A 15,925-nucleotide genomic window follows, 5' to 3' on the forward strand; every position below is an offset into this window, starting at 1 on the left:
TCATCCTAGAAAGAGTAGCCCATATAGGTGACATTAATATCTAGCCGCTTACGACTTCCATCAATTTCGAGTAACTCGTTACAACATCATATTTGACGTTTTCACTCATGATTTCTGCATTAATTTTTTCAAAGAATCTCCTAGCACATTCAATCTTGCGATCTTCTATGCCACGCAATTCAAGCGAAGACATCGTTCCTTTAGTCTCAGCAATAAAGTAAATGTGTTTAACACTTCCTTCTTTGAAAGAAATAGCCCAATCAGGGTTGTAGTCGCCAACAGGCGTCGGTATCAGAAAACCACGGGGCAGTTTTGCATAAACCACGATTTCTTTGCTTGTATCAAGCTCCGTAACAAAGTCCCGCTCAATGCCTTGTGAATCAACGACAACATAATCATAAATATGCTTATTTACACCACTAACGGCTTTTGTCATATCTGTGATTTTTTGCTCAGCCGTGAATATATCAACATCATAAGATTCGTTCGTTGGATCATATGATAGCTTCTCGATAATCACTGATGCCTTTTGCTCTTTTATAAGGCGTGAAGCCTCAGTTAGAAAATGCTCAGGGTTCTGCTTAAATTGTGCAAATACAATAGGCTCTATACCCATCAGTATTTTAGCGACTGTTTTGCGAGTCAGCACACAATTTTCAGCCAACTTACCAACCAAGTCATAACGAACAGCAGAATGAATGCTCGATTGATGAGTTTCAGTCTCAGTGTTTTTCACCTTGAAACTTTGTCCAGCTTTTAGTTGTTCGTCGGTAATGCCATCCAATTGAACACCATCTTGAATGGTATACTGAAGAGGCGTGACCTTAAGTTCTTTGTTGAGTACCCGAATACAATTTTTAATCAACTCAGACGAATCAAAATCAACCTTATAAACCGCTTTTCGATTAATTTTGTGCCAAAGCTCCTGAAACTCTTTCTTCTCAAAATTAGCATTCAACGGATTGTTTTTAGGTTTACGATCATCACCAACACCAGGAAGTTGCGCTTCACTATAAACACCGTCAATCAGGGTCAATATTTGCTCTCGGTAAGGCTCTAACTCAGCAGGCATTGGCGCTAACTGTCCACTAGCCTTAGCCTGGTGGAATGATGGCGCGATTGAATCGTCAGCTTCATTGGTATAATCATTTTTAAGCAAATATTTATAAATTTGCTTAGCCATGACAGGTGTTACTTCTACAGGTCCATCAGCCGTTGTAATTGTCTTACCCGTAAAATAAGCTTCATCTGCTTTTCTAGGTCTCGCTGAGAGAGACTCGCTGATCTCTTTTTGCAGATTCGTAACAAAGTCTTTATAGCTTTCACTTGCAATCACCGACAAGACATTAATTTCATGCACAGTTGCCGGATGGTCTTGTCTGTCACCATGTTTATTGACGGCCAGACGTAAACCACGCCCAACTTCTTGACGACGAGAGATAGTGTTGTCGCTGTGTTTTAACATACACATGACAAATACGTTTGGATTATCCCAACCCTCGCGCAAGGCCGAGTGTGAAAAGATAAATCGAGTAGGCTCTTCAAACGAAAGTAACTTTTCCTTATCTTTTAGAATCAAGTCATAAGCATCTACATCATCTGATAGCCCGGCATCTTCACCACGAACTTTAAAGCCTGGGTTCTGAAGACGATTTGATTTCTTATCAATTGAGAAGTAACCATTATGCGTTCTAGAGCCTTCAATGGCCGATAGATAGGCTTTATAGGCATCAGTCTGCTCACTTGGTAAAAGGGACAACTCATCAAGATACTCCTGTACAAGCAAGGAGTACTCTTCTTCAAAGACGCGAGCATAATCACCTTTTTCATCGGCTTGAGAGTAGTCTCTATACTTTGCGACTTCGTCAATAAAAAATAGAGAGAGAACCTTTATACCTTGGCTAAAAAGTGTTTTTTCTTTTTCAAGGTGCGCTTTGATTGTCTCGCGTATCTGTATACGGCGAATGGTCTCTTCGGTCACGTCTCCCGTGGCATCGCCCGCGGTTAAAACATGGCCATTTTTGAATTCAACCGTATCGTTAATCGCGTTGACATCAGTAACCACAAAATCACGGTACTGATCCAGACCATTACTAAGATCAAAAAGATTATTGCCCTTAGTGACCTTCTTAGGTATACGCTTGATACCATTTTGTTGTTTAACCTCGATCTCAATGCGAGCCACTGGCATTTTTTTCGAGATCTCAATGGAGTCCAGATATAGATAGGCTGTCGTGCCAGCTAAGCCCTTTACTGAGATACCACGAACTGCAATTTTCTTAACCAACTTATTGTTATAAGCATCAAGCGCATCCAGGCGATGCACCTTATTATGTGTTGTTTTATGCGTGGCGGAGTATCGAAGTACCATCAGTGGTTTGAATTTGGCTAAGGCATCTAATGTCTTCTTGCCTTCCATCTTCTGCGGCTCATCCAAAATCAGGATTGGACGGTTTGCACTAATAACATCAATAGGACGCCTAGACTGAAAGTCATCCAACTCCTCATAAATACGTCGATTGTCTTTTCCAGACGCATTAAAGGCTTGAATATTGATGACCATCACATTGATACCACTGTCAGAAGAAAAACTCTCTAACTGATGCAATTGTTTTGAGTTATAGATAAAGAACCGTGCCTTTTTACCGTCGTAATTCTGGGCAAAATGCTCACCTGTGATTTGCAGCAACTTGTAAACACCTTCACGAATGGCGATGCTAGGCACAACTATAATATATTTGCTCCAGCCATAGCGCTTATTCATCTCAAAGATGGTTTTGATGTAGCAATATGTCTTACCAGTACCGGTTTCCATTTCAACATCGAGATTAATCTTAGAGCTAGCATTGCTGATTAACGCTTCTGAAACAGGAAGGTTCTGTCTACTTTGAACACCATGAATATTTTGCAATAACTGCGATTCAGTGACCGCGAGTTCAGCATTTTTAAAACCATCCTGGTCGCTCATATCCCAGCCAGCATTACCAAATTTATCTTTGGCAACACCAGGATCGATTCGGTAGGTTACGCCAGAGGTATTAGGCTGCCCCGCAAAGCAGTCAACAACCGACTCTACGGCAACAGTTTGATAAGGCTGGACTTTGAACTTTAACTTCATGATCCCTCCTTATATCGCTTTAACTTCAGTATGTGGCGACACTTGCTTGAAAATCTGCTCGGCATTAATTTTTACTGCATCAGACTCAAAGCCGTCATCACGGAACACTACGCGAAGTGGTTCTTTTGTGGCTAACTCTTTAATCAAAGCTTCATTTATGCGCAGATCAAAACATGCCACCAGTGCATCATCATCAACAAAGAATACTGATTTACCTTGAATCATTTCTTTTCTAATCGGCAAGGTTAAATCGACACCCCAATCCAGCAGTACTTGAAAGAGTAAATCTTCATCAGTGCGGTCTGATTTAATATTATCTACCAATAAGTCTAACGAACCCTGAGTAACTTGATCTGGAGAGTAGTAAACATCCGCCATGTTGGATGAATCTACTTTAAGCACCCTGAATCCTAGATCTAATTCTGGCTGATCTTTTAATTTTTCAATACAGATTCTAAGTCTCTGTTTTGATAGCTCTGCGACATTAGCCTGCAAACCATTTCGTTCACAAAATTCAATAGATTCCTTGTTATCTTTATTCTTAGTATTGAAGTTTTCCGGATATTGAACAAGTATAAATTTTCTTTTGCTATTATCGTCAATATTTGATTCCCAAACAGCTTGTGCTGTGCTGCCTGAGCCAGCAAAGAAGTCTAAAATGGTATCATCACCGCTAGTTACCATTTTAATGATTCTTTTCAATAGCTTTAATGGTTTTTTACCATTTTTAAATGATACACCTCCTTCACCATCTAAACCTGTAGTCTTTATATCATGCCAAAAGTCCCCAGGATGTAATGTAAGGTTGTCATCTGCAAAAAGCATTTGTAATCTAGGTTTCGACGAATCTTTTGAATATCTACCACGAACAAAATAAATCTTGCCCGTAGAAGAAGATACAAAGAAATTTTCTTGGTTACATGAATTTTTCTTTTCATTTGCAAGCTTCAAAACTGTTGAAGATGTCGCACATTGACAGATCCGCCAAGAATTTTCAAAAAGCCAGCTTTCCTTTTTTTCACTGGTCACATTTAACTCTTTGAGTTTTTCAGACACGGACTTGAGTTCGATCTTTTTTGCAATTTGATCTAAAGCTGGAATATCTGCTGCTGTTTCTCTTTCAGATTCTTCACTTATTTTTTTCCGGTCATCCTTAGTTAAACCTTCAAGATAAATGTTATATTCAGAATCCCATTTATCCTTTGGAATATTTTCCAAATTCAAACCTCGAATTTGATTTTTAGAACAAATAACAATGTACTCTTTTAGTTTAGCTATAGATCCTGTTTTGATGACGCTGCCCATTTTCAACCCACTGGACTCGCTCATTTTGACACAAATAACTTTTCGGTTTTCCCAGCCAAACAGCTCATCAACTATCGACAACAAGTTAGAAAGTTCATTATCGTCTATAGAAATAGCTATAATCCCATCATCTGACAGAAGATTTTTAGCTTTGATCAAACGAGGGTATATCATATTCAACCATTTCGTATGAAATTTACCATTTCCCTGTAGATTACTCGTTAATTTGTTACCCTCATCATCTATTTGCAAGTCATCTTTAAAAAATTCAGCTGAAGATAAAGAAAAATCATCGTTATATAATAAGTCTCCACCAGTGTTATAGGGCGGATCAATATAAATAAGTTTTATTTTCCCAAGATACATTTCTTCTATTAACTTTAGTGCTGTAAGGTTGTTCCCTTCGATAAAGAGGTTTTGTGTATTCTCGTAGCTTACACTCTCACTTGTATTTGGCCTCAAAGTCTTGGTAATAGGTGAATTGGCTTTTAACAGTGACTTCCTCTTACCGGGCCAGTTCAGCTGATAACGTTCTTGCGGGCCTTCTACGATTGAATTTGAGAGCTCTTGTTTAAGTTGGTCAAAGTCAATTGCTAGCTTTAGCTCTTTGTCAGCCCCTCTCGATTCCGTCACGCAGTTCGGAAATAACGCCTGAATTTTCTCTATGTTTTGCTGCGTCATATCGGGGCTGTGCATCTTTAATTTATCCATGTGTTCACCTTTTGCGTGATGCCTTACATAAAAAGCATGTGGCACTGTTTATCTGATTAAAATTGTTACTCTGTGTATTCTTTATGCGAGCAACTTTTCAAGCTCGCACTTTAAATTTTTTAGCTGCTGATTGAGTTCAACCTTTCGGTTAAACTGTTTATCAGCATGAACCTTCTTCCTATACTGCGAGATTTGCTTTTCCAATGCCTGAATTACCACCAAGCGTTCAATGGCCTCTTCAATACTCTCAGCGGTTCGTTTGGGTATGGGTAACAATCGAGTAAGAAGCTTTTGATACATCTCCTCCATATCGATTGCGGTAGGCAAACCCAAAACTTCTGAATTCACTGTTAATGCTTCACCGGAATTGAATATTTCTGAGCGTAAATAGTGGCTACAAACCCTTTTGGACTGATCATTTTCTGCCTTACGCTTATAGCAAGCGGCATAGTGGCCTTGTTCACCACTAGCCCCCCATACCTCAAATAAAATGGGAAAAGGGATGGCCAAATCAATCGCTTTTAGTACGCTATCGTCTATCGAGTCACCTTTAAGCTTCACACTGAAAACCTGTATTTCACTGACCTCACTGGTTTGAGGAATATTCAGCGTGTTGGGCGATAGCTTGTAAGCCCAAAGGATTTGGTCTATTTGCTCTACAAAAAGTGACTTCAACCCAGCGCTTGCCGCGCTGTGTTCATATATTTTGCTCTTCGGTACGACTCGACCGAATTTTGCATTGTCAGGAAATATCCAAGGTGAGTTCATAGACTAGACAACCTCATCCTGAGCACTGTTTTCTATCAGCTGCTTTTGCTGGATCACAATAAATGCTAGCAATTCAAAGTCATCAAGACCGGCAAATGTATTCACTAAAGCAGAGGTAGCGCCACCGCTGAACAAACTATCAATATCTTTTTCTTCTTTAACTTCAACCATACTTTTTATGGCATCAGTCAGAAGGTGAGAGTAACGCTGCATATCTCGACCATCTTGTGTTAGGCGATTAAATAATGCACAAATCTCACTGAGTGGCTCTGTTTGCCCTTTACAGCTACTCCGGATTAAATCTAATAGCCTCTTTACCTCAAAATGATTAGCGACGATGTCCCCCTCATTCGATACATAGACAAGGTAATAAGGGTGGAGTCTGTTTTGCAAATCTCTATCGATACTGTTATTAACGTTTTTCAGCGCAAACACCACGCCAGGCAATAACCCTAGTTCTGGCTTAGCTTCAACCACCGCATGCATGCCGCTTGGTGCATTTCTTGGTTCACCGTAGAATTTCATTAAATTAAGCAGGTCCATTCGAAATTCGTTTAGACCTAGATCGGTGATAGAAACCCCCGTTTTTAAATCTTCAAGCTCAATGACTTCTTCTTGTAGTTTCTTTAACTGCTCTTTACGATACGACACATCGTTAGCTTGACTACTTAAGACGTTATCATCACCGGTCGCTGTCACATCAACAATCGTCATTCGACTTTCAACACGTTCTTTTAAGTTGATGTACTCATCCAGCGATATGTCAGGCCAGTAGTTAACTAACTGAATACATTTATTCGGCGAGCCAATACGGTCAACACGCCCAAAGCGCTGAACAATCCGAACTGGATTCCAGTGAATATCAAAGTTAATTAAGTAATCGCAGTCCTGTAAGTTCTGTCCTTCAGAGATACAGTCTGTAGCAATCAACAAATCGATTTCAGCTGGTTCGTCAGGTAATACACTGGCTTTCGATTTAGAAACTGGAGAAAACAAGGTGAGCACTTCTTGTGTATCGTAACCTTTTCGTCCGGTTTTTAAGGTTGTCTTCGGTAAACTGGCACCACCAGTGATCATCGCAGTATGTATTCTATGCTCGCTTAACATTACAGGTGACAACTGCTCGTACAGATATTGAGCAGTATCAGCAAACGCCGTGAACACGATGATTTTCCTGTTTCCAGGATTTATTGGATTATTTATTTTTGCAGCAATATGTGATTTTAGATGCTGCAACTTAGCATCTTCTTCTGGCTTAATTTTGCTAACAGAATCTAGTAACCCTTTGATCAGCTCCAAATCGCCATCTAAATCTTGCTGCCAGGATGGAAGATCCATATCCATCAGCTTTATTTTGATCTTGTTGCCGATTTCCATATCGTGATAAGAAGGCATATCGTCTTCATCTGCTTCAATAGACTCAAGCGCTTCAACGAGACTGCTCACTTCGGTTTGCCCATCTCGCTTATAAAATTCGTCGATAATGCCAAGAACACGAACATGGTTATCATGAAGGGATTGCAAGGTGCTTCTAAACGAGTATACGGAGCTCTCAAGGCGCTTTAGAAGGTTCGTTGTCATCAATGCAACCAAGCTTTTTTCACGGTCGCTTTGTTTTAACTTACCTTTTCCGCCTTCAACTTGCGTGTCATACATCTCCTCGTATTTCTTCAATCTACTCGGTAGGATATAACTCACTGGCGCATAGACAGAAAGCTTGAGTAGCTTAAGCTGTTCAAAGATCTCATTTAGGCTAACTACATCCGAACGAGTAGTAAGCGGACAATGAAACGAGATTGGCTTTTTACGTTCAGGGAAATGGCCAATATCTGTCGTATCGTAGAATGTTGTGATGTGCTTTCGTGAGCGAGCGATAGTGACGCTATCAAGCAGTTCAAAAAAGTCAAAGTCTAAGGCATCAAGTATGGCTTTTGCTGTTCGCGTCTCTGGGTCTAGTTTTGACCAAGCGTTAAATGCAGCTTGTGCTTGATTGAATATCTGCTCTACGCTTTTTGTTGTTTTAAGGTGCTTTGTGAGATTGCTCGACTCACCTTCATAAGCTAGCGCAAGCTGGTTTCTCAGGTCAGTAAATCTATTATTTACCGGTGTCGCTGATAGCATCAGGACTTTGGTTTTTACGCCAGCGCGAATAACTTTATTCATCAGTTTCTGATATCGAGTTTCTCGATCTTTCACTGCATCGTTATTTCTAAAGTTATGAGACTCATCAATGACTACAAGGTCATAGTTACCCCAGTTGATTCTATTCAACGGAGTACCAAAGGATTCGCCAGAGGTTCGGCTCAAATCCGTGTGACACAAAACATCGTAGCTAAAACGATCTTTAGCAAAGATATTTGTCTTTAAGTTTCGATTAAAGTTGAGCCAGTTATCCGCCAATTTTTTCGGACACAGGAGAAGTACGGACTTGTTCCTGAGCTCGTAATATTTGATGACAGCTAACGCTGTAAATGTTTTACCAAGACCAACACTATCAGCCAGAATACAGCCGTTATAAGTCTCTAACTTATTGATGATCCCAGTCGCTGCATCTTTTTGATAATTAAATAATTTATTCCAAATCAAGGTATCCTGATAACCGGTTCGATCATTTGGTAATACATCCTCTGTAATATCATCAAGAAATTCATTAAAAATGTTATACAAAATAATGAAATAGACTTTTTCAGGCGAGTTATCCTGGTATACAGACTCTATATGCTCGCAAATTGTTTTAGTAACATCTTGAAGCTTCGCAGGGTCTTTCCAAATTTGGTCGAATAACTGTAAGTACTGCGCTGTGAAATTTGGCTCATCGATTTTTTGCACAAAATTCGAAATAGCATTACCTCGCTGATACCCTAGATCAACCGCCGTAAAACCGCTAACCGGAGCAAAAACTGCACTCATTGTCTCTGTTTGCTGTCTAGGTGCTTCCGTCACAACAAACGATTGCATTGGAGAATCAGTTTTGTTTGATTTGAATGTCGCTTTCTTTCTGATCCAGTTTGCACACTCTTTAGCGATTGCTTTTTGAGTGAGCTTGTTCTTTAGCTGTATTTCAAAGTCAGTTCCGTAAAGGCTGCGTTCACGCCCAGCTTTGGGGATAAAGAACTCTCGTTTTTCTTTTTTGAATTTATCGGTAACTTCATCTGCGACAAAAGTAGGTGATGTGAAGATGAACTCAAGTGAGTCTATCTTCGCTAACTCCTTTTTGAGAGCCTCATACGCATAAATAGAAAAGCAAGACGCTGCAATCTTTAACTTTGTATTCGGTGTCAACGTCTGTTGAAGCTCGTCACCTAATAGGTTGTTAAGGTTATCGATTATTTTCATCAAAATTTATTCCCTGCGCCAAGTTCGTTTTTGTGCATTAGTTACTAAATTCTTTTTCAATCCCTGGAGCTAGCATGATGTTTTTAACTCCATAAAGTGTTGCTCTGTTTTTTAAATGCAATTGAGCTCCACCATCTTTGAGTGTGCCGTTGGTAGAACAATCCACATTCCATTGTCTGAGTAAATAGCCTGCCGTTGCCGCTCTAATCTCAATCTTTAAAACGCCACCCGTCATGCCATAGTCCAGTTCAATCGCTTCGCTGTGCTTAATACGTGGGTGCGGCACTAACTCTAACTCAACAAATCTGTTCCATTGCCGGTCTTGGGCTTCAAGTTCAGCCTCAGACAGCGTCGAATCCTCAAGCACGACCGCTGCTTTAATTCTGGTCAGTACAAAGTCACGGAATTCACCATGCTTGCGGTCAAAACCACGAACATGCCAACGCAGACCATTGTCCACCAGCGTATGCGGCACAATTTCACGCGTAGTTTCACCACTCGATAACGACACATAGATGATGCTCAAGACTTTGCCTTTGTGTATGGCCTCGGTGACTTTCGCCACTATCGATAGACTCGGCTTGTTAAGGTGATAAGGCGCTTCACAAGCCAGAGGCGCTTTTACCTTTCCAGTGAAGCCATCGCCGTACCCTTGGCTAATTGTCGCAAGCGTTCTCACAACGTCATAGTCGAACAAGGACTCAAAAGCTTCACCACGCTTATGTAACTTGAGCTTTTGGTCATATTCAATATTGCCTGGAGCAAGCTCTCTGTACATTGTGAAGTCTTTCGTTGCCTGTGCGGCGGCTATGCTGAAGCGATCGACTAAATCCGCCCGTACCGCTTCTCCTTTAAACAATAAGGTGAAATCAATGTGGGCAATGCGATCCCTGGTTGCTTGTGGTAACTGCGCTATCTGCGAAAGCCTATCTGGCTTCGCCACTACCGTTTGTTTCAGAGCATCATTTGTCATGCGTCTTAGATACCTATGTCGCGCTTAAACCGTGTTTCAATAAATGCCCGTCCTAGGGTTAGCCAAAAGACCATCCTCATCCCCTAGTGCTGATTGCACACTTACTACGCACTAACGTAATCAAATTTATTAGGTTATATCCTACCAGATGATTCTCATTTTAAAAGCCAAATATCTAGGCAGTGCATTGTGCACTGCCTCTGACTAGTTGGTTACATGGCAACCACTCTGTTTTGCAAACGTTCTTCCATCCATTCATCCACTTCACTCTCCATCCAAGCCACCGCTCTATCACCCAAACTCACCGACTGCGGAAACTCTCCGTCATTCATTTTACGGTAAATAGCTGAACGGCTCAGTGCTGTCTTTTCCATTACTTCTTTTAGCTTTAAAAATCTCATGGGACGTTCTCCTATGTCTGTGGTCCTCATGGGATAAAGCGCTGACGTAAAAAAAGACGGTGATGTGTTAAGCCTTGGCGCGACAAGGCTTAATCAAAAAAATCTCAGGCATATGTCATTAACGTGTTGTAATGGTCTAATGAAACTGGACAGGTTTATAGCGTAAAATGAGCTAAACCGAAAAGGTATCAAAATGACCAGAAAATCAAAAGTCACACTCAGTGCACAGCAGAAACTTGAATATGCCAAATTAGCTGCCTGTGCGGCAGTGAACTCATCTTCACCAGACAAGGTGATTTTTCCGTTTTTCTAAGCGGCCTGTGCGGCAGTGAACGTTAATTTTAGTGATAATAACGTGATGTTGAATTTCTAAGCTGCCTGTGCGGCAGTGAACGTTCGATCTACTGCGATGCTCGGAAAATACATTTTCTAAGCTGCCTGTGCGGCAGTGAACGCTCGTTGCGGTCACATATTTTTGGCCCAGGCTTTCTAAGCTGCCTGTGCGGCAGTGAACTGAATCCAACTGGACGACCAAAGGTGTTGGTATTTCTAAGCTGCCTGTGCGGCAGTGAACATAATGTAAAATACTGGATGAATGGTGTTGTATTTCTAAGCTGCCTGTGCGGCAGTGAACTCTACAGTGCGAACACTTATGCACATAATCTCTTTCTAAGCTGCCTGTGCGGCAGTGAACACATGGAACCCAGAATTAGATGGAAGCACAACTTTCTAAGCTGCCTGTGCGGCAGTGAACCCTTTATATTAGATAGATCCGGATTTTTTAATTTTCTAAGCTGCCTGTGCGGCAGTGAACAATTCGCGTTCTTCGCTCTTTAGCGGCTCTGGTTTCTAAGCTGCCTGTGCGGCAGTGAACACGTCATTCCGTCTTTCTTTAGCAGCGTAGCCTTTCTAAGCTGCCTGTGCGGCAGTGAACGGTTAAAGGGGCGCTGGGAACGGTGAAATCATTTTCTAAGCTGCCTGTGCGGCAGTGAACCGTTGATGGTATTTGCACAGGGGCTTCATAATTTTCTAAGCTGCCTGTGCGGCAGTGAACGATAGGCGCCGACCAGGAAAAATCCCATCATATTTTCTAAGCTGCCTGTGCGGCAGTGAACATTCAAGTGAGTGAATTCATTGCGATTGGTGATTTCTAAGCTGCCTGTGCGGCAGTGAACTGCATCTAAGCGCTCACGTGATTCTTTTAAGTTTTCTAAGCTGCCTGTGCGGCAGTGAACAATATTGAAATGATGAAAAATTGGATACCAGACTTTCTAAGCTGCCTGTGCGGCAGTGAACCATATTTATGTCGTCTAGTGTAATAACTGAGTTTTCTAAGCTGCCTGTGCGGCAGTGAACTTGCTGTTTTGCCTGCATTTCGGATGCTACCATTTCTAAGCTGCCTGTGCGGCAGTGAACCTGTCCAAAAATCCTTATTATTTAATTCTAACTTTCTAAGCTGCCTGTGCGGCAGTGAACATTACCCATGGCTAATGATTGGCGCGCAGCTTTTTCTAAGCTGCCTGTGCGGCAGTGAACACTGATAATGGTCTTTACATTGAGCGATTGCATTTCTAAGCTGCCTGTGCGGCAGTGAACAAGGTTTTATGTCTGGCTCGTCAGGGGGAACTTTTCTAAGCTGCCTGTGCGGCAGTGAACAAACTCAAAGAAAAACGTAGTTCTTTTGGATATTTCTAAGCTGCCTGTGCGGCAGTGAACCGCCTCGGCCAGTCGCTGAAATTTCACTAGCTTTTCTAAGCTGCCTGTGCGGCAGTGAACTGTTTAACTCTTACAGCGAAATAAGCCCGAGCTTTCTAAGCTGCCTGTGCGGCAGTGAACATAAAAGCTTGTCAATGTTGATACTAGCTCGTTTTCTAAGCTGCCTGTGCGGCAGTGAACACGTTTGCTAACCAGCGATCGCAGAGCGGGACTTTCTAAGCTGCCTGTGCGGCAGTGAACCGTTTATATCGCTTAAAGTCAACTCGTTTATCTTTCTAAGCTGCCTGTGCGGCAGTGAACTAAAGAAACGGCTATCCGTTTGTCCGCTGGACTTTCTAAGCTGCCTGTGCGGCAGTGAACTAGAGCTTCTCAGCTAAAAAATAAGTTACAACAAGCTGTTAGCTAAAAAAGGCTTTTTTACCCTTTTTTTGAGTCCACTTGTAACTTATTGATTTTTATAGCCTGATTTTTAAAGAATATTTTTTGGTTAAACTAAGGCCATTCGACAAGCATGAATATCAATCATCGAAACCATCGTGCACGGTTGTCATGACGATCATATGTCTCGGAGTCAGACACTAATATCTAGTACCAATATGTGCATAGATTATCGGTTTATCATTTTGTATCAGGGACATTTGCGTTTTGTCTGCTCGATAATCAATGCACGCTCTTTTAAAACGAGTATAAACAAAATAGTAAACATGAATACACTCATGCCGCCAGCGGACCACCATAAGATTGCTGGTAGGCCGAAGATGCACTGCACAAGAATAATCCCAGCGGCAGGCCCAATTAAAAAAAGCGCCATTGCTCGTAGTCGCCATATGGCTTGCACACTAGGCGATGATAATTTTAAGGAGGCCTTCATCAAGGCCTCCTTAATTACGCTAGGCGTGGCTATCATAACCTGCCAACTTACTCAGTCGAGCACGGAAAACCCATGCCTGATAGAAGTTGTAGAAAAGCATGACAGGTACAAAACCAAGCATGGTATAAGTAAAAGCACCTGATGAGTTTGAAGGATTAGCCGCATCAAATATCGTCATGGTATCAGGGACAAACCAAGGGAAGATCGTCACCATCATGATGGCAAAATTAATAAACACTATCACTGCAAGCCACAGCATGGCACTCACATCTCGCCTTTGATGTGATGCATGACGCATTGCCCATGTGGCGTACAGAACTACAGCACCAGCAAGTACAAAAGCCCACCAATAGGGTCCAATCCACTTACTTCTGGCCCATGGAAACTGAATAAATGTCCAGATAACGGTACTGAGAATGGCCAGCAATGCCAAATAAAACATAAAATTGGTCCATTTCAATGCCTTATGGTAAATATCACTTTCCCGATCAAAACGAGCTCGAAGATAGACGCCCCCTGCCAACGATGCGGCAATTGTTGCGGTCACCCCAGTCCAAAAACTAAATGGGGTAAGAAATGCTAAATAGCTACCTGAAAAGGTCGGCACCTCTGCTTGCGACATGGGAAAACCTTGAAGAAATGCCCCTAAAGAGACACCGGCAAAAAACGCCACCATCAGGCTACCGATGCCAAATCCCCAATCCCAATAAACTCGACTGCGTTTTGAGTAGTGATGAAATTCTAAAGACACGGCCCGCATAATGATCCCCCACAATACAAACATCAGAGGAATCATTAAATAGTGGAACAGTGAACCATAGGCCATGGGAAAAGTTCCAAAAAGTGCCCCACCGACCACCACAAGCCAAGTTTCATTTGCATCCCAAGTGCCTGCCATGGAAGCCATGATGGAACCTTTTTCTTCACTATCTGAGTGAAATAAAGAATAAATGCCGGCCCCTAGATCAGAACCATCAAGAATGATGTAAATCACGACAAATAAGCCAATTAAAATCCACCAAACAAGCGTGATCCACTGGTAGCTGTGTGTAATGTTCATAATATGTTGCATATTCACATTCTCTTTTATGTCGATTAGACGGTAGGCCGTACAAACAAAGGTTTTCCTTCAGCGACTTCTTCGTTGGGCATATCGCCCAAATGCATGGCCTCTGGCGTGACACCATGGATAACATCTGTTTTCATATCAGGGCCTTTACGGATCACTTTGGAAAAAAAGTACCAAGCCCCAAACCAGACAAGCAGATCAAAGAACATAAAACCAATAAACCAAATAATCTCTGCCGTAATACTCATCTGACTCACCCCTTCCGAGGTTCGCATCAAGCCATGGATAATCCAAGGTTGGCGTGCAACTTCACGCGTCCACCACCCTGTCCAAATAGCAAGATAAGGCAACGTAGAACTCAAGATGACCGCGCGCAGAAACCAATGATGCTGCTGTAGTCTTGTCGCTGTGAACTGTCCCCGCATGCGTAAATAGAGTGCCCAAAAAGCCACTAACATCAGTGCCATTCCAGCCATCACCATGATACGAAAAGAGTAGAATGGGATCAAAACGGGAGGACGATCTGATTTCTTAAATTGATCCAGACCAGTCACGGTGCTCACCCATTGATGATCTTCAAGTAGACTGAGAACATGAGGAATCGCAATTTGAAAGTCGTTTGTTCCCTTCGCTTCATTCGGCCAAGCAATCAGGTTCCAGCTAGTATTGGGGCTACCATCAGCATTATAAGTATGCCAATGCCCTTCCATTGAGGCTAATGCTGCGGGATCATGTTTAGCGACGGATTGCCCTAGCGCATCCCCCATATAAACCTGCAAAGGCGCGACAATAACCAATGCCATAAGCGAGGTGGTCAACGTGCGAAGAAACAGTTTAGGGTAGCGATTTTTATAAATCATCCAAGCTGAAACACTTGCCACAAAGAACAGTCCAATTTCAAAACATGCGATGAGCATATGAGGAAATGCGGTCAAAAAATTGGGATTAAAAATGGCATCTGTCCAGCTATCAACTAAAAACAATCCTTTTTCAATGTGAACACCTGTTGGCGTTTGCATCCAGGAATTAGCATCCAAAATCCACATAGCAGACAACATTGAAGAAAACGTCACATTAAAAGTGGCGAAAAGATGCATTTTCTTGCTGATTTTACCCCACCCAAAAATCATCAGACCAATAAAACCCGCTTCATACATAAAAGCGGTAATCGTTTCGTAACCGAGAATATTGCCAAAAAATGGCCCTGCGGCTTGAGAAAAAGGACCAAAGAGAATGCCAAAAGACATTTCCATTGTGATCCCGGTGGCTACGCCAGCTCCAAAGTTAATGATGAATAGCTTTTCAAAAAAACGTGTCAATCGATACCATTCGTCATTATTTGTCTTGAGCCAACGCCATTCACTAAAAAATAAAAAAGCGGCCAGACCAATGGTCAATGGGGGATAGATAATATGCATCGTCGTGATCCACCCAAAATCTAGTCTAGCAAGGCCGGTCATGAGTGAGGGGTCTGTCATTCTGTTTCTCCAGACGGTTGAAATTTAAGGACTGTCATGAGGCAGTTTGTGTAAGGATGCATTGGTATTTTTAGGACCAGAGCAGTTTTTTCTCTACAATTTGTTAATATTATGACGTTCTTATGATGCTTATTCAATCCATGTTTAGCTTTTACTAATGTAAAGCCGCGGGTTCGCTT

General features: G+C 41.9%; 9 protein-coding genes and 1 CRISPR repeat array. All 9 genes read right to left on the reverse strand.

Going from position 1 to position 15,925, the window contains the following annotated elements; translation table 11 throughout:
- Nucleotides 1–40: 40 nt before the first annotated feature.
- Entirely contained in the window at nucleotides 41–3,118 is a 3,078-nt protein-coding gene (locus ABUE30_RS04955) for a type III restriction-modification system endonuclease (RefSeq protein ID WP_408622598.1), read from the reverse strand.
- A gap of 9 nt (nucleotides 3,119–3,127) precedes the next feature.
- The gene (locus ABUE30_RS04960) at nucleotides 3,128–5,134 is read right to left on the reverse strand and encodes a site-specific DNA-methyltransferase (protein ID WP_408622599.1); all 2,007 of its coding nucleotides are present in this window, start codon (nucleotides 5,132–5,134) and stop codon (nucleotides 3,128–3,130) included.
- Between the two features lie 81 nt (nucleotides 5,135–5,215).
- Nucleotides 5,216–5,902, reverse strand: coding sequence for a DUF4391 domain-containing protein (locus ABUE30_RS04965; protein ID WP_408622600.1), 687 nt, complete (start codon nucleotides 5,900–5,902; stop codon nucleotides 5,216–5,218).
- 3 nt (nucleotides 5,903–5,905) lie between these two features.
- Complete coding sequence (locus ABUE30_RS04970; RefSeq protein WP_408622601.1) at nucleotides 5,906–9,238, reverse strand: helicase-related protein; 3,333 nt, start codon at nucleotides 9,236–9,238, stop codon at nucleotides 5,906–5,908.
- A gap of 37 nt (nucleotides 9,239–9,275) precedes the next feature.
- Nucleotides 9,276–10,211: a WYL domain-containing protein gene (locus ABUE30_RS04975; protein WP_408622602.1), complete on the reverse strand. Its 936-nt coding sequence runs from the start codon at nucleotides 10,209–10,211 to the stop codon at nucleotides 9,276–9,278.
- A gap of 212 nt (nucleotides 10,212–10,423) precedes the next feature.
- Nucleotides 10,424–10,612 (reverse strand): AlpA family transcriptional regulator, encoded by a 189-nt coding sequence (locus ABUE30_RS04980; RefSeq protein ID WP_408622603.1) that lies wholly within the window; start codon nucleotides 10,610–10,612, stop codon nucleotides 10,424–10,426.
- Nucleotides 10,613–10,858: 246 nt separating this feature from the next.
- A CRISPR array of direct repeats spans nucleotides 10,859–12,688; the repeat unit is 28 nt; unit sequence TTTCTAAGCTGCCTGTGCGGCAGTGAAC.
- A 268-nt stretch (nucleotides 12,689–12,956) separates the two neighbouring features.
- Nucleotides 12,957–13,199, reverse strand: a complete 243-nt coding sequence (locus ABUE30_RS04985; RefSeq protein ID WP_408622604.1) for a hypothetical protein — start codon at nucleotides 13,197–13,199, stop codon at nucleotides 12,957–12,959.
- A gap of 19 nt (nucleotides 13,200–13,218) precedes the next feature.
- Entirely contained in the window at nucleotides 13,219–14,271 is a 1,053-nt protein-coding gene (locus tag ABUE30_RS04990; RefSeq protein ID WP_408622605.1) for a cytochrome d ubiquinol oxidase subunit II, read from the reverse strand.
- A 23-nt stretch (nucleotides 14,272–14,294) separates the two neighbouring features.
- Nucleotides 14,295–15,746: a cytochrome ubiquinol oxidase subunit I gene (locus tag ABUE30_RS04995; protein ID WP_408622606.1), complete on the reverse strand. Its 1,452-nt coding sequence runs from the start codon at nucleotides 15,744–15,746 to the stop codon at nucleotides 14,295–14,297.
- Nucleotides 15,747–15,925: the final 179 nt, after the last annotated feature.

It is taken from the genome of Celerinatantimonas yamalensis (assembly GCF_046054155.1).
Lineage (GTDB): Bacteria > Pseudomonadota > Gammaproteobacteria > Enterobacterales > Celerinatantimonadaceae > Celerinatantimonas > Celerinatantimonas yamalensis.